This window comes from Pseudoalteromonas sp. Scap25 (assembly GCF_013394125.1).
Taxonomy (GTDB): domain Bacteria; phylum Pseudomonadota; class Gammaproteobacteria; order Enterobacterales; family Alteromonadaceae; genus Pseudoalteromonas.
Window position 1 is genome coordinate 694,485 of the sequence record NZ_CP041328.1, and the last position, 16,852, is coordinate 711,336.

A 16,852-nucleotide genomic window follows, 5' to 3' on the forward strand; every position below is an offset into this window, starting at 1 on the left:
ATACCTATTTCCTTATGTGTGCTCCGGCATTAGCTTTCACTAAAGGGATGAAGATTCGCCAGTAGCTATCTTTAAAAAATATCATGTTATTAAACGAAAACTACTCGAAAATAACAACAAAATAAATTTTAAGAATGGATTGAAAAAAACGCCAATAAGCTAATAGTCATACGGATAAAGTTTCACGTCAAACAGAGAAACTCGACTGACTGCTTATCGCCAAACAGCCGAGGTTCGGCTCAGTGCCAATTTCAATCATGCGGTATACCTTCCCTCTGCCTCAAAACGCTTTAGGGTAAATACTTTATAGGTGTCTTTGAGCTAATTTATACGTTCACTCCTTTTAGAAAGGCAGTAGTTTTGTGTCACAATGCAACCATTAAGCTAAAAGCTTATTGCCATGAGGTAGTTAACTATCCCCTGACGGATGAGTGTCATAGGATAGTTATTAAATCAGCTATATAATTATTTAGTTGCTTTTGTTGGTAACTTTGTTGAGAAAAGCCCAGCCAGTGTAATAAATACAAACGATATCGCTAAACAAGCCGCTAACCCATATAGCTGGAAAATCCAGCCTGACAATACTGTACCAATCAAACGCCCCATCGCATTAGCCATATAGTAAAAGCCAACATCGAGGGAAACACCGTCGGCATCTGCCATGCTAACAATTAAATAACTGTGCAGCGATGAATTAATGGCGAACAGTACACCAAACAACATTAAACCAGCAATAAGCACTGTTTTTACTTGCCAATTAAAATACAGGGATAAAGCGATACCTAATGTAACCAGTGCCAGTGAACTCGCCCATTTGGTTGTTTCTATAGCAGGCGAGAACCCTTCTTTGAGATTCATTACCTTAGGTGCGATAGATTGTACGAAACCGTAGCCAATCACCCATAGTGCCAAGAAGCCGCCTACCGTCCAATGATCCCAATTAAAGGCTTGCGATAAAAATACGGGCAGTGCAATCACAAACCAGACATCACGTGCACCAAACAAGAATAGTCGTGCAGCCGACAAAAGGTTAATTGAACGACTTTTTGAGAATATATCGGTGAACTTAGGTTTGCTCTTCGCTTTTCCTAAATCACTTTTTAAAGCGTAAAGGCTGTAACACCATACAAGTGCTAAACCACCCGTCATCAACAGCATTGCACCTTTAAACGATAATAAGGTTAACAGTAAACCACCCAAGAAAAAGCCAACGCCTTTTAATGCATTTTTGGAGCCTGTTAATATAGCTACCCATTTGAAAAGCGTGCCTTCTTGCCCATCGGTAACCAACGACTTGATAGCACTTTTAGCGCTCATTTTATTTAAGTCTTTGGCAATACCAGAAAGCGCTTGGGCAATCATCACATATACAACTGTTAACCATTCAGAGGGAACAGCTAGCATGAGCAAGGCAACAATTTGAATAGCCAAACCAATGTTCATGGTTTTATTTAGCCCTAAACGAGCACCTAAGAAACCGCCAATCAAGTTGGTTACAACGCCAAAGATTTCATAAAACAAAAACAGCATAGCAATACCAAGCGGGCTATAACCTAACGCGTGGAAATGAAGCACTACCAACATGCGTAGTGCACCATCGGTTAAGGTAAATGCCCAATAATTACCTGTAACAACAAGGTATTGCTTAATATCGTCTGATAATGATGCCAAGCGCTTCATAGTGTTACATTACCCTTTAAATTGATAAAGCGACTTTACGAGCAAGCTCAGCCGTTCTGTTGGCGTATCCCCACTCGTTGTCATACCATGTGTACAGCTTCAACTGAGTGCCGTTAACGACCATCGTTGACAGTGCATCAACAATGCTAGAACGCGGGTCAGTTTTATAATCGATAGATACTAGCGGCTTTTCTTCATAGCCCAAAATACCTTTTAACTCGCCTTCAGCCGCTTCTTTCATCCAAGCATTAATTTCAGCTTCCGTTGTTGCACGCTCAACTTCAAATACACAATCAGTTATTGATGCATTTGCTAGTGGTACGCGAACGGCGTGACCATTTAGTTTGCCTTTTAATTCAGGGAAAATATGGGTAATAGCCGTTGCAGAGCCCGTAGTGGTAGGGATTAGGCTCATGCCACAGGCACGCGCTCTGCGTAAATCTTTGTGCGGAGCATCTAAAATGGTTTGAGTATTGGTAATATCATGGATAGTCGTCATCGAGCCGTGTTTAATGCCGATTTTATCCTGTAATACTTTTATCACTGGTGCTAAGCAATTGGTGGTGCAAGATGCTGCTGTCACAATGGCATGTTGTTCAGCATTATAAAGGTGGTCGTTAACCCCCATCACCACATTGAGTACGCCTTCTTCTTTCACTGGTGCAGTGACCACCACCTTCTTAACACCTTGATCTAAGTAGGCTTGCAGCAGATCGGTTTTTTTCATTTTACCTGATGCTTCAATGACGACATCACATTCAGACCAATCCGTATCGTTAATTGCTTGATTTTGAGTGACCCGAATAGCTTGACCGTTGATTATCACATTATTGTCATCATTAGATACATCATGTGACCAAGTGCCATGCACTGAATCGTATTTTAATAGGTGTGCCAGTGTTTCTGCGTTGCCAGCAGGATCGTTGATTTGCACAAACTCAATATTTTGCCAACCAAAGGCTGCTCTAAGCGTTAATCGGCCCATGCGGCCAAAACCGTTAATACCAATTTTAATTGTCATGGTTAAACTCCTACTTTTTGATATTCATTAAAAAATGAAAGTTGCACAGGATTAGAAAGCGCCTTGGGGCGTACTTTCTGTACTTGGTTAATAATGCTTGTCTTGTTGTAACCTAACTCATACATCAGTATGCCAATCACTAAGCCCGTGCGACCTGAACCGCCTTTACAGTGCACAGCTATCGTGCCCTGATTACGCAAAATAGCTAACACGTCATCAAGGTGAGATTTGAACGCCGTTGCAAAGTCATTATTAGGCGCATCATCATCTAAAATAGGTAACTGAAACCATTTTATGCCTTGTTCGTTACAAACTTGAGGAAGTGTTTCGGCCTCGTTTTTCTTTATTTCTGCGTCATACATCAGAGTAACAATCGCTTGTGCTCCCGCATCTTTTAGTTGCTTTACCGATGTTGTTAAATCAACCTCTTTCGTTCCTGGGCATGGCGTAAATATAAAACTAGCGCCATTATCAAGTGTCAGTTTGTCATAAGGGTGCATTTGCATAAGAATCCTCTTAATTATTCGTTAAACCAATGTTTTGTTCTGTTTACAATCGCTACGAGAGATAGCATCACAGGCACCTCTACAAGTACACCAACCACGGTTGCTAGCGCTGCACCTGAATGCAAGCCAAAAAGAGAAATCGCTACAGCTACAGCCAACTCAAAGAAATTTGATGTACCAATTAAGCACGATGGAGCTGCAATGTTATGTTTAAGCTTGATTTTTAGCGCAATAAAATAGGCAATGATGAAAATGCCATACGTTTGAATAACCAGCGGAATAGCGATTAACAAAATATTGAGTGGTTGGTCTAAAATAGTGTTAGCTTGAAAGCCGAACAACAGCATAACTGTGGCTAATAAACCAATGACAGAAAATGGTTTTAACTTTTCTAACAAGGCTGTAATAGTTGTTTCATCGCGACCTGAGGCATTTAAGTGCTTTCTGGTCAATATCCCTGCAATTAAAGGCAGTAATACGTACAACACAACCGAGGTGAACAAAGTTCCCCACGGCACATGAATATCCGATACCCCCAGCAGTAATCCGGCAAGTGGGGCGAATGCAAAAATCATGATAATGTCGTTAACCGACACTTGAACTAACGTGTAGTTTGCATCACCTTTAGTTAATTGCGACCAGACAAATACCATTGCCGTACATGGCGCTACGCCAAGTAAAATCATTCCTGCGATATATTCTTGTGCAGTTTCTGGTGAAACAAAATCTGCAAACAATCCTTCAAAGAAAAGCCAACCCAATGCAGCCATAGAAAATGGTTTGATAAGCCAGTTAATCACTAAAGTTAACACCAGTCCTTGTGGATTTTTACCCACCTCTTTAATTGTTGAGAAATCTATTTGTACCATCATGGGGTAGATCATTACCCAAATGAAGATGGCAACGACGATATTAACATGCGCCACTTCGAGCTCTGCGATTGCTTCAAAAAGCGGCGGGTAAATAACCCCTAATGAGACACCAGCAGCAATTGATATAGCGACCCAAACAGATAAATAGCGTTCAAAAATTCCCATAATAATACTCCCTAGTTACAGCAGCTTGCTACACGCGTGGGACGATCACCCATCGCATTTAATCTGGCTAGCTCTTGTTCAATGAAAATGGGATCATTCACTACCGTTGATGTAATAGTTTGCTTCATCCACTCTGGTAGTGTTGGATTGATCGAATAAAAAACCCATTGCTGGTGTTTTCTATCGGATAAAATGCCCGTTTTTCTAAGTTGTGCTAAGTGACGAGAAACTTTAGGTTGGCTCTCTTCACTCAAAGCAGTCATTAGCTCACAAACACATGCTTCACCTTCAACAGCAATAATTAATAGACTCTTCAAACGAATATCATCAGCTAGCGCTTTGTAAAAAGTAGTTGGTGTGATTGGCGCTAGTTTTTGCTTTTCTTTTGTTAGCAAAAACATTTTGAGCCGTTCATTTAGCTCTTGTAGTGTTTTTTCAAACGGATTGGCTTCTTTGCGGGAACGAGGTTCAGGAAAATCCCACGCAAGGCAATTGGTGCCATTAACTCGACTATCGCACTCTTTTGCCGCTTTATCACACAGGGTAATAACAAAATCAAAATGGATATTGCTAACTTCATCAAGGTGTTTTGAGCGTAAACCATCGGTACGCAACCCAAAGTGTTCAATAGCTGACAGCGTTCGACTGTCCACATTATTTGGCTCAGTACCAGCGCTGTAAACCTCGTACTCACCTTTACCATGATGTTTTAACAACGCCTCGGCCATGATAGATCTCGCCGAGTTTTCAGTGCACAAAAATAGAACTTTCATAACCACTCGCATAACAAATTTGTTATATAATAAATTTGTTATGCGGAAGGTGCAATAGTAATCGTTGAAAAAGAAATAAATAGGAATATTGTTTGAACGATACTGTCAGTCTTTACTCAATCATTTATTTTCATCACAGTTTAATGAACGCCTTTTTAGAGTTAGTTTTCCATTATTAAATTGATGCTTAGAAACTCTGTTGGGTGGCGTCTTCGGCTTAACCAACCTACCTTTTGACGTAGGTCGAATAAGTGGCGAAGCCATGCGTTCCACAATCACCTTGGCAATGAGAGTCCGCGAAAAATACTAGAATACGAAACACCTGCGGAACGATTTAAGCTGTATGTTGCATAGAATGGTTGAACTCACAGCGCTAAGCGGAACTTCAATCAAAACATAAGAATTATTAAACCTAAATATTTTATTGTAAAAATTCAGTAAAATTTTTTATTCATATTATACTTTTTTATTATTGCTGTAATTTTGGATAACTATGTTAAACAATTATTCTGTGCGTACCCGTTTAGCCGTGCTTGCATTGCTGCCAATTATGATTTTTTTAATTACATCGTTTTTTTCAATAAACACAATGGGAAGGTTAGTAGCAGGGATTGATAGTTTATACGACGACCGTGTCGTACCACTTAAGCAAATTAAGCATGTGTCAGATAATTACGCCGTAAATATTGTTGATTTACTTCACAAGTATCGTGCTGACTCTATTACCAAGTCAGAACTCTTAGCAAATATTAATGATGCTAGAAATACGGCTGATAATGAATGGAAAGCTTACTTGAGCACAAAGCTAACAGTTGAAGAAAAGCGCTTGGTAGATAACGTTGAAAAGAAACTAAAGCCTGTGCTTATGCATTTGAATAATTTAATTGTAAGCATTAATAATGGTGAGTTTTTATCACTACCACAAAATAAATTTGTTTATGAGCTTTACGAACTCTTTGATCCGCTTAGTGCCAGTTACCAGGCTTTAATTGATTTACAACTTAAAGAAGCGAGTGACTTTAGAGTCAAAGCTGATGAAAATTATAAATTAATAAAGTTAATAATGAGTGCCACGATCGCAATATTGATTTTACTATTACTGATTGTTGCCTACTTTATTTACTGCTCGATACAAAATCCATTAATGTCATTACGCGATACCATAACGAATATTGCAACCAATGCCGATTTAACAGCTCGTGCTAAGGTTCAGGGTAAAGACGAAATTGCAGATACCGCATCTAACTTTAATGATATGTTACTTCGGATCCAAGATTTAGTAAAAGATATGGCAGGAGCAACACTAACACTTGCTTCAGCAGCTGAAGAAATGAACTCAATTAGTATTCAAGTAGCCAGTACAGCAACCCAGCAAGAGCAACAATCAGCTATGATTGCAACTGCAATTACCCAAATGAGTAGTGCAATAGAGCAAGTTGCTCAAAACGCTCAAGTAACCTCTGACAAAGCAACAAATGCCGACATAAAGGCAGGTCAAGGACAACAAGCTGTTGCTGATAATATCGAGTCAATAAATACGCTTTCAACTTTGGTTAATACAAATACGCAGCTTATTGCAGACCTAAATACTCAAACCAATGATATAAACCAAGTTGTGATGATGATTCAAGGTGTGGCTGAGCAAACAAACTTGTTAGCTTTAAATGCAGCCATTGAAGCAGCAAGAGCTGGAGACTCTGGTCGTGGATTTGCCGTTGTAGCCGATGAAGTAAGGCAACTTGCCCACAACACTCAAAAAGCAACCGCTAGCATTAATGAAATGATCACAAAACTACAAGGTATGGCTCAGCAAGCAGTTAGTGCTATGAGTAACGCTGAAAGCAGTGCTAAAGAAAGTGTTGACCACGCTAATTTTTCTTCACAGGTGCTCAGCGAAATTAACCAAGAAGTCACCGAAATTGCAGATATGAATACTCAAATATCAACCGCAACTCAGGAGCAAAAAATGGTCGCAAATGAGCTAAGCAGCAATATTAATGAATTTAGTTCTAGTATTACTTCGGTTAGCGAAAGCTCACAACAAAATGCTCAAGCATCGCAAGAACTCGCACAGCTTGCGGCAATGCTACAAGGACAAGTTAATGTATTTAAAGTTTAGGTGCTTTAATTTTGAGGCATATTAGCGCTTATACTTTAAATAAAAACCTTATATGCCATCATTTAAATGATTAAATGATGGCATATTGGTTATTTTAAGCGCGAGTTTGATTAGATAATATACTTATCCAATCATGGGGGTTTGAGAGTATAAACTGATACGAACTGCCATCTTGCGTGAAAACCTCTATCGCATCAGCTGTTATTGGCACAAGGCCTGCGCCCTTGCCTTTACATTCAACCACTTTTAAAATTGTATCGCGGGCAATTGTGTATTGTTCTAACCCCAATTTTTCATTAAAAGGTTCAAAATTTAAGTCGGTTTGCGTGATCCAAAACTTTCCGTCCGCTTTCATAACTCCATTTTGAATGGTTGCCATTGTTGATTTAACGATTGTTCCTTGCATATTTTAATCCCTTCACACATGTCTATAATTTCAAATTGCTCAACTTCCATCTGTTTATTATTACAGCTGACTTGATAGCTCAAAGCAAGTTTATTTGTGCACTAACACCACAAAGAGACCTATTAAATTTAAAAGTTACCCGCATATATTTACCTGCTTTAAACTTTGTGGAATAATCGCCCTCCTCTTAGGGGAGTAGCCCGCTCAGTAATGAGTAAACTTATCAACATAATTGCACCTTAAGTGCATGGTAAGTTTGTAATGTTGTAGCAAGCGTTATCGGCGAGACCTAGGTAGACACTATCCTCATGGCGGGAGATAGCTGTTTGCCTTGGTTTAATATTCCCGCCTGAAGATTATATTAATGGATATTTTTTTAACCTCTACCGTCACTGTTGCCCTTGCCGAAATAGGCGATAAAACTCAACTTCTATCGCTATTACTTGCGGCACGTTTTCATAATAAAATAGCGCTTATTTTAGGTATTCTTGCCGCTACTATAATCAATCATGGTTTATCTGCCTGGTTTGGTGATTGGTTAAGTGGTAATTTTGCTGTTGAATACTTACCTTGGGTAGTCAATATAAGCTTTATTGTTGTTGGCTTATGGCTGCTTATTCCCGATAAAGACGAAGACGTTAGCCACAAGTACGATCGTTATGGGGCATTTTTAGTGGCCTTAATCTTATTTTTTATTGCTGAAATTGGCGACAAAACTCAAATAGCGACTGTATTATTGGGTGCACAATATCAATCCGTTTTGTGGGTAACAATTGGTACAACTCTTGGTATGCTGATCGCAAATATACCCGTTATTTATGCCGGTAAGACGTTACTAAAAAGAATTCCATTAAACACAGTAAGAGCTATTGCCGCCACTGTATTTGTATTACTAGGTGTTTATGGCTTAATAACCATGGTGTGATTAAGTAACCTACAACAAAAAACCGCTTACCTAAAGTAGGTAGGCGGTTCAAGGAAGTATAAGCAGTTATCGTAGAATAAAAACGAGCTTCTTTTATGCTCGGTTAATGCAATAGCACCCTTTTGTGTTGGCAATTAACAAAGATGAGTTAAAACCAGCCTGTAAATTGCTTATCACGGTCTCTACAAACCCGCTACCTTGTGAACAAGCCAACCCTTCTGATAAAGGTCCTGCATAAACAAACTCACCATTTTTATCAATTAACACTGCGGCTGGCGTTGCCGGAACCACTGACTTTAGTTGGCTATTGAGTTTAAATGTTTGAACCTCAACGCCCTGATTTTTCGCAAAGCGCTGTAAGGCTGATAAGTGCGGTTTAGCTTGTATGGTACAGCCACAATTATCTTCAGTGATAATAAGTAGTTGCGCACTATCTTTGTTTTGCCAAACAACGTGTTCTTTAAATTGCGAAAACCAGTTACGGCGCTCAAGCATTTTATTCTCATCAAAAGGCTTTAATTGACCAAGTTGAAAATACACTAAGCCCGACACAACAACCACAAACCACACACCAATCAATGTAAAAGTAAAATAGCGCTTATTAGTTAAATTTTGCAATACTTTGCTCTAATACATCGATACTGACATCAATCATTTGTACCTTAGCGGTAAGTTGATCAACAATTTTTCCGTCTTCATATTGGCGTTGACGCATTTGATCTGTGCTTGTTGCAATCTGCTCAGTATTGCCAGCCTGTTCAGCAACTACTTGCGCAACTGAGTCAGAACTTGTGGATACGGCCTGTATTTGCTCGCTCATGGAAGAGATATTCTCTTTCATGGTGGCACTAATTTTCGTAAGATCTACAACAAACTCAACACACTGATTCATGGATTGTGTTGAAGTACGGCTGTTATCCACTAAATCTGTTAATGTAGATGCTATTTTAGCTGTTGTTTTCTGGCTGTTATTCGCTAAAGAACGAACCTCATCTGCAACTACAGCAAAACCACGACCATGCTCACCGGCTCTAGCAGCTTCAATTGCAGCATTTAACGCTAGCAAATTAGTTTGATCAGCTATACCTGATATCTCATTCAATAAGCTTGTAATTACATCTCCAGCAGCCACTAAATGACTTAATTGCTCTTCGGTATTAGTTAATAACGTGAGCAACTCTTTACTCTTACTGTCTGTTTGTAACACTTCTTGTAAAGCAACATGGGCAGAGTCGGTAATGTTGCTCACTTGCTGCTTTAAAATATTGCTTTCTTGCTCAACCAGTTTAAAACCATGAGCAACTTGTGAACCTGAATTAGCTATATCATCAGTTTGTGTATTTCGGTGCTTAGCACTGTCTGCCAGCTCATCATGGACATTTATTAACTCTTGGGAGTTATTTTTTAATGAATCAGATTGCGTTTGCACCTGCTTAATAACATCCGACAAGTATTCTAGTAGCGTGTTAAAACCTACCACTGCACTGCTATCTGTATCATCTGCTCGCATTGAAAGTTTTATTTGATTTGGGTCTTGCATTATTTGCTCTGTGGTATGACTTAACGACAAACCAGCTTGGCGTTCACGCTTTAATGTCACTGCAATAAAGCCAGCAACAAGCGCTTCAACTATGGCATAGGCAGCGTGAATAAGCACAGTTGAAAAAGCTAAACGATCAGGGTCGAAAACATAAAACCCAGTATTTTGCGTTTGTAAATAGTAAAAAGATAAATGATGAATAGCAACAAACACAATAGCCGTAATAAACACTCGCCATTCAACAAACATTATCAGCATGGCTAGGAAAATAAATATTTCGAAATGGACCTCAATAAGCCCATACGCTTGCTGAATATGCAAAAATGAAAACATCATGATTGCAGCAGCAACAACATGAGGTGTAACTTTACTTTCGGGTTGGGTTTTTAATAACCAAATAGGAAGCAAGCACAAGGGCAAGCCGACCAGAAACGCCTCTGTTAGTGTATCGAAATAAAGGCCGATACCAACAGATTCGACAAACAAAAAACAGAATATGATTGTAAACAATCGACTCACACTAGACATAAAAACCTTAATTAATTTTGTAATAAATTAAACACGCTAGTTGTTAGTATAGCCCTTAACAACTGGCAATTTTTTATTTTAAATCAAGCCGAACATTATCAATTAGGTTGATTTAAAATTTTTTAGTGCGCTACTTAACAATTGATAGTATTTGTTTAAAAGTAGACGTCCCTGCTTTTTTTGTCCATTGGAATATTATTGTTTCAGCACATGATATTACTGCTCCTGCTTGACGAAGCTGCTCAACTGCAATGGCTTTGTGCTCTGCATTTCTTGAGGCTATTGCATCTGTAGCAACAGTCACTGCATAACCATGTTGTAGTAAATCTAAACAAGTTTGTAATACACAAACATGCGCCTCTGTACCAGTAACTACTACATGAGGGCGCTGCAATAGCGAAATAGTATCTAAGAACCCCTCTTCGGCGCAGGCACTAAAGCTTATTTTTTCAATATACTGCGCGCTAGGTAAAGCTTGCTTTATTTTCTCATCACTTTCACCTAGCCCTTTTTTATAATGCTCTGTAATTATTGAAGGAATTTGATGAATAGCACTTGCATTTGCAAGTTGTAAAGCACACTCTAGAGTCGTATTAAATGAAGCGATGGCCGGAGCCAGTTTGCTTTGCAAATCGATGACTAAAAGCACGCTGTGCTCTGAGTTAATATTTTCTCTAAAATTCATATGGAGTCCTTTGACTTTTGCTAAACTGACTTTTAACACCCACAAAAAAGCAACAATTAATTCACACCTATGGTGCTTTTTGTAATTTTTAAATTAAACTCATGCTATATTACACCAATACTAAATACCAACCTTGTCGGCCAAAAAGGGTAAGTGCTTTTGAGTAAGTTTTTCTTCGTTGTTTACATATTTTTATTAGTTTGGATGCAACAGAGCTTTGCTTCACAAACTTACTCTGAACAACTACAACGTATTTCTATCAATGAACAACTTTCGCAAAGCTTTGTAGTAAAATCTGTACAAGATGATATTGGTTATGTGTGGGTAGCCACTACACAAGGCCTGTTTCGGTTCGACGGTTACCAGGTTACCCTTTACGAAAGCCCTACAGGTTTAAAAAATAATTATATAGTTAATATCTACAAAGCTAATAACGGTAAATTATTAGTTAGCACACAGCTCGCTGGAAGTTATTTAATTGACCCAAACACATTAAATGCTGAACAAATATATTCAGGTCATTTGAATCAAAATGAAGAAAAATACTCTCCGGTTGTTGCAGTTGCTGAGCAACTTACACATTTTTATTTTTCTATTGATGCGCACGTATATCGGTTTGATAAAAAAACAAAAAAGTTATCTCTTGTCATATCTTTGCCCAATGAAAATATGTTTATCCGTGCGTTGTCACTTTACCAAAACACCTTATATATTGGTTCCGATCAGGGCCTATACACTTATAACTCTGAAAGTAGCGAACGCCAACAAATAAAACTTAACGACACGAAAAAAGTTACTAATGATGGTAACAACGTAAAATTTCTATCTATAGACGAGAAACTTGGATTGTTCGTTGGTACGGTTGAAGGAATGTATCGGATTGCTTTTGATGAAAATAAACATATAGATCCTACAGCATTATCAACACTTATTAGTGATTATAATATTTGGGATTATGTAAACACACCCTATGGCGAATTTATTGCTACAGAAAGTGGTTTATTTGAGTTTGACAGAGCAACCTCAGAGCTCACTCATATTTTAAATTTTAAAGATAGTAGCTACAACATTACTGAAAACACAATCAACGATATTATGTTTGATGAATCTGGTTTGTTGTGGCTTGGTTCAAGAACTCATGGTGTATTAACATGGGCCGCACAAACAAAGAAATTCAAAAAAATCACCCTACCTGAAAATAATATTGTAAATGTTATATATCAAGATACACCGCAACTGCTCTGGATAGGCACTGACGACGGGCTTGTTCGTTATAACTCAAAAACAAAAACGAGTGATTTATTTTTACAATCTAAAGATAAGAAAGCAGCTTATGGTTTATCTGCTATCGGAGATATTTACTCTGCCAAAAGTATAGGCAACAACTACCTTTGGTTAGTGACTTTTTTTGGGCTTGAGCTTTTTAACAAAGAAACAGGCGCATTTGAACAAAACAAATTTATTACCGAGCATAATCTAAACACTGACTATTTATTTGGCCTTGCACAGGTAGCACCCAATACATTTGCTTATATTAATAATGATAACTTCTATATTTTTGACGGTTACTCTGGTGAAAATAGAGTTATAAAAGGTCTAAAAGAGCAAATATCTCCTTTACAGGCATACGCATTTCATACCCCTTCAAAAGCTTACCCCGATGAATTGCTATTAAGTACATCTGACTCGCTTTATCGATATAATGAAGCAACGGGCACTTTAACTACTATTTTTAAATCTAAAACAGCAAAAAATAATCTTTTTCATACCGTAGAAAACTATTACTTAGATTCAAAACGTGAATTACTTTGGTTAGCAACCACACAAGAGGGCTTAATTGCCGTTAACACTAAAACTTACGAGCAAGTTCATACTTTTGATAAAAACAATTCATTAAACACTAACTCTATTTTCGAACTTATTGCTGATGATAATGATTTTTTATGGGTTAGTTCCGATAATGGGCTATATCGACTTAATTTAAATACGTTAAACATAACCACCTATACAATAAAAGACGGTTTAAGCAACAACCACTTTACTGCAATTGCTGCACTAAAATTACAAAATAATGAGCTCGTGTTCGGTAATCGTAGCGGTGTACTGCAGTTTGACCCTTATCAATTTAAAAGTGGCCAAAAAAACACCCAAAGTAAATTAGCGATCACAAATATTAATTTGTTTTCAGAGACGCTCAACTACTCGCCTGAAAAATACCGTAATGAACCGTTAAAACTAAATCATGATGATATGGGGTTGACGGTTAGATTTTCTAATTTTGATTATAACAATATAGGTAAAACCTACTACAAAGTAGAGCTGAATGGTCCGTCATCTTTAAGTTATAACGACTTAAAATCTAATCAGGTGTTTTTTACTAAATTACAACCAGGTGATTATGAGCTATCAGTGTCCACACAACAACGAAATGGGGTTATTACCAGCGAGCCCGTAGTGCTTAAGTTTAGTGTTGCATATGCTCCTTGGCAGTCTCCTATTGCCTACGCATGCTATTTCCTCGCAGTGACCATAATTCTGTTTTTATTTTTTTGGCAATACCGTAGCCGTAAAATGGCGATTGAACGCGCCCACCGTGCAGCTATTCACTCTAAAGCTCAAACTGAATTAGCATTAAAGAGTAACAAGAGTGGCGTTTGGAACTACAGTTTTATAGACAATACTGTTAATACAGCCAGAGGAACTGAATTAGGTTACGAGAATATATCGAAACGTATTGATATAAGCAGACTTTTTAATATTATGCATCCTGATGAGCGCCGCAGAATACAAAGTAAGTGGGATGCATTTATAAAACAAACTCAACCACAAGACTGGCAAGCGACTTACCGATTACGGCACAAAGATGGTCATTGGTTATGGTTTCATGACCTTGGGCAAATTATTTATAATCAAGACAGCAAAAAGCCTGAATATGTATCTGGTATTTTTACTAATATTACCGAGCAGTTAGCAAACGAACAGCAAGCTAAAATACTTGGCGAAGCTTTTAGCCAGATCAATGACTTTTTACTTATTCTAGATGAAAACCTTGTACCTTTCTCAGCTAATAATAGCTTTATGGAGGTATTCTCTGATGATGGTGAAGAGGGAGCTGTTACTACTGAGCTATTTATAAAAGCGATTGGTCAAACTAAATGCAAAGAATTTGCAACCACGTTAAAGGCACTGCAACCCAAAGAAAATTGGCGAACAAATGCCTATGTTAATACTACAAAAGCACAGCAACACCCTATTCATATAAGTGCCACTGCAGTCGCTAATGAAGAAGGTAAAGTTGGTTATTATGTAATTGTAATTACAGACTTAACCGAGCAAAAACGTGCTGAAAATGAGTTACGTTATTTGGCCAACTATGATGCGTTAACCGGGCTACCTAATCGTAGCTTAATGAATCAAAAAATTGAAAATGCCATCACAAAGGCCGCTAAAAACGACTTGCAATGTGCGGTTATATTTATAGATTTAGATAAATTCAAACCTGTGAATGATTCGTTTGGGCATGCAGTAGGCGACAAGTTACTGTGTAACATTACTGAACGAGTTGCCTTATACCTAGGTGACCACGCGACTTTTGGACGCCAAAGTGGTGATGAGTTTTTAGTCTTAATCGAGAACATTACTTCTATGTCTTCTCTGCAACACACGCTTAACGAAATGAGTAATGAGCTCGCAAGCAAAGTTATTATTGAAGACTTTTCTATTAATATATCTGCCAGTATTGGTATTGCCTTATATCCCCATGATGCATGCTCAACTGATGCTTTGATCCGCAATGCAGATATCGCTATGATGCATGCAAAACAAGCAGGTCGAAATGGATTTCAGTTTTTTAATGAAAAAATGAATGAGCAAATTAAACAAAAACTTATTCTTGAAAATGACTTAAAAGATGCCGCAAAAGATAACCAATTATTTAATCATTACCAACCCGTGGTTAATACAAAAGATAAAACAATAAGTGGCGTTGAGTTATTGATGCGTTGGGAAAACCAAGGAAAACTTATCTCTCCGGCTTTATTTATACCGGTGGCAGAAGAAACTGGCCTAATTGATATGCTTACTGAGCAAGCATTGCAACGTGCAATCACAGAGCTTGCGCCTATCCTTAGCGTAAACCCACTGTTTTATATTTCGTTAAATGTATCACCAAAACATATTTTAAAGGCCAATATAACCGAGCGACTGAGCGCTATACTTGAGAAAGCCAGTATTAAACCACAGCAAATACGCCTAGAAATCACAGAAAACACGCTGTTAGAAGATAAGTACAAAGCAGCAAAACAACTTAAAAGCCTTCAAGCTGCAGGGTTTAAACTATTTCTTGATGATTTTGGTACTGGCTATTCATCACTCACTTATTTGAGCCAATTTCCAATTAATGTAATAAAAATTGACCAAAGCTTTGTTAACAGTATTGGCACAGACAAAGGTGACGAGTCGATTATTAAAACTATTTACTCGCTTGCTGAAAACTTAGAGTTATATTGTATTGCTGAAGGGGTAGAGACGCGGGAGCAACTAGACTTTTTAACAAACATAGGTTGCTATAAACTTCAGGGTTACTATTTTGCTCGCCCTATGAGTGCCAGCGATTTAATGAGCCCTGCATGCTTTGAGAAGATTATTGATTTAATCTAAACCTAAAAGCGACTTAACCAAGTCGCTTTTAGGTTAAACTTTTTAATGGATGTGCTTGCATTCATAGCTTTCGATTTGTAGCACACTGTTACGAACATTAAATTTATCTGCAAGTAGTTTGATTACTTTTAAACGACATTCTTCATCATGCTTTTCTATAGTGCAATGTTGCTTTAACACTACGTGAGCACCTACTATCACTTTTTTATTTTTACGAACAACGGTAACGTTATGCACATTTGCAACATGCTCCATACTGGTTATTTCTGTTTCGATATCTTGGACTTCTGGCAACTTTGCTTTATTTGAGCGTAGCCCTTTAATGCAACTAATTATCACCTTAATTCCCGTAAACAGTACAAATGATGCAATTAACATACTCGATAAAATATCAATCACATTCCAGCCTGTAATATAAATAAGAACACCGGCAACAAAAGTGGAAACAGTCGAGATTAAATCAAAAAACGAATGTAAAAATACCGCATACACATTAATACTGGCTTTACGACCTTTATATAATACCCACGCTGCCGCACCATGAAATAAAAAACCGATAGCTGCAATCACCGACATTAAATAACTATTTATGATCAGCTCATGTCCACCTTTGTGGTCCAAAAAGCGCTCAGCTCCCTCAAATAAAATAAGTAAACTGATAGTAAGATATAAAATGCCGTTGATCAGACCGCCGATTAATTCAGCTTTTTGATGGCCGTCGTTATAAGTTTTAGCCAAATGAATAGCAAAGCTTGAGGCAATAAGTGCTATAAATAGTGAGCTGTTATGAACAAATAAGTGACCGGCATCAGCAAGAACAGCCAGTGAATTAGCATAATAAGCACCTATAAGCTGAATCACCATAAACGAACAGGTAATTGCAAGTGCAATTAATAGACGGCGACGGGAGGCGTGATGTGTAGTTATTTCTGTCATGAAATATAAAAGGCCTTTACTGAAAACAAAGTAAGCT

General features: G+C 37.9%; 13 protein-coding genes. 3 read left to right on the forward strand and 10 right to left on the reverse strand.

Features of this window, described 5'->3' with window-relative positions; all coding sequences use genetic code 11:
- Positions 1-465: 465 nt before the first annotated feature.
- From arsJ to FLM54_RS18575, 5 genes are read right to left on the reverse strand one after another with little or no spacing between them, the layout of a single operon-like run.
- Positions 466-1,680: an organoarsenical effux MFS transporter ArsJ gene (arsJ, locus tag FLM54_RS18555; protein WP_178957371.1), complete on the reverse strand. Its 1,215-nt coding sequence runs from the start codon at positions 1,678-1,680 to the stop codon at positions 466-468.
- A 16-nt stretch (positions 1,681-1,696) separates the two neighbouring features.
- Positions 1,697-2,701, reverse strand: a complete 1,005-nt coding sequence (locus tag FLM54_RS18560) for an ArsJ-associated glyceraldehyde-3-phosphate dehydrogenase (protein WP_178957373.1) — start codon at positions 2,699-2,701, stop codon at positions 1,697-1,699.
- 2 nt (positions 2,702-2,703) lie between these two features.
- The gene (locus FLM54_RS18565; RefSeq protein ID WP_178957375.1) at positions 2,704-3,207 is read right to left on the reverse strand and encodes a dual specificity protein phosphatase family protein; all 504 of its coding nucleotides are present in this window, start codon (positions 3,205-3,207) and stop codon (positions 2,704-2,706) included.
- A 14-nt stretch (positions 3,208-3,221) separates the two neighbouring features.
- Positions 3,222-4,244, reverse strand: a complete 1,023-nt coding sequence (arsB, locus tag FLM54_RS18570; protein WP_178957377.1) for an ACR3 family arsenite efflux transporter — start codon at positions 4,242-4,244, stop codon at positions 3,222-3,224.
- Positions 4,245-4,255: 11 nt separating this feature from the next.
- On the reverse strand, positions 4,256-5,017 hold the full coding sequence (locus tag FLM54_RS18575; protein WP_036983845.1) for a metalloregulator ArsR/SmtB family transcription factor: 762 nt from the start codon (positions 5,015-5,017) through the stop codon (positions 4,256-4,258).
- A gap of 493 nt (positions 5,018-5,510) precedes the next feature.
- Between FLM54_RS18575 and FLM54_RS18580 the strand changes: the two genes are divergently transcribed.
- Positions 5,511-7,136: a methyl-accepting chemotaxis protein gene (locus FLM54_RS18580; protein ID WP_178957379.1), complete on the forward strand. Its 1,626-nt coding sequence runs from the start codon at positions 5,511-5,513 to the stop codon at positions 7,134-7,136.
- 94 nt (positions 7,137-7,230) lie between these two features.
- On the opposite strand, the gene FLM54_RS18585 is transcribed toward FLM54_RS18580, so the two are convergent.
- Positions 7,231-7,542, reverse strand: a complete 312-nt coding sequence (locus FLM54_RS18585; protein ID WP_178957381.1) for a hypothetical protein — start codon at positions 7,540-7,542, stop codon at positions 7,231-7,233.
- Positions 7,543-7,906: 364 nt separating this feature from the next.
- On the opposite strand from FLM54_RS18585, the gene FLM54_RS18590 reads away from it, so the two are divergent.
- The gene (locus FLM54_RS18590; protein ID WP_178957383.1) at positions 7,907-8,467 is read left to right on the forward strand and encodes a TMEM165/GDT1 family protein; all 561 of its coding nucleotides are present in this window, start codon (positions 7,907-7,909) and stop codon (positions 8,465-8,467) included.
- A gap of 93 nt (positions 8,468-8,560) precedes the next feature.
- On the opposite strand, the gene FLM54_RS18595 is transcribed toward FLM54_RS18590, so the two are convergent.
- From FLM54_RS18595 to FLM54_RS18605, 3 genes are all read right to left on the reverse strand, one after another.
- Positions 8,561-9,085 carry a DUF6436 domain-containing protein gene (locus FLM54_RS18595; protein WP_178957385.1) on the reverse strand — a complete coding sequence of 175 codons (525 nt, stop codon included), beginning with the start codon at positions 9,083-9,085 and terminating at the stop codon, positions 8,561-8,563.
- Positions 9,069-10,535: a methyl-accepting chemotaxis protein gene (locus tag FLM54_RS18600; protein ID WP_138606766.1), complete on the reverse strand. Its 1,467-nt coding sequence runs from the start codon at positions 10,533-10,535 to the stop codon at positions 9,069-9,071. Before FLM54_RS18600 ends, FLM54_RS18595 begins: the two co-directional genes overlap by 17 nt.
- Positions 10,536-10,665: 130 nt before the next feature.
- Complete coding sequence (locus FLM54_RS18605; RefSeq protein ID WP_138606764.1) at positions 10,666-11,220, reverse strand: isochorismatase family protein; 555 nt, start codon at positions 11,218-11,220, stop codon at positions 10,666-10,668.
- Positions 11,221-11,379: 159 nt separating this feature from the next.
- Here FLM54_RS18605 and FLM54_RS18610 point away from each other — a divergent pair, with 159 nt between their 5' ends.
- Complete coding sequence (locus FLM54_RS18610) at positions 11,380-15,879, forward strand: EAL domain-containing protein (RefSeq protein ID WP_178957387.1); 4,500 nt, start codon at positions 11,380-11,382, stop codon at positions 15,877-15,879.
- 42 nt (positions 15,880-15,921) lie between these two features.
- Here the strand turns inward: FLM54_RS18610 and FLM54_RS18615 are convergent, their stop codons facing one another.
- Entirely contained in the window at positions 15,922-16,815 is an 894-nt protein-coding gene (locus FLM54_RS18615; RefSeq protein ID WP_138606760.1) for a cation diffusion facilitator family transporter, read from the reverse strand.
- Positions 16,816-16,852 lie beyond the last annotated feature (37 nt).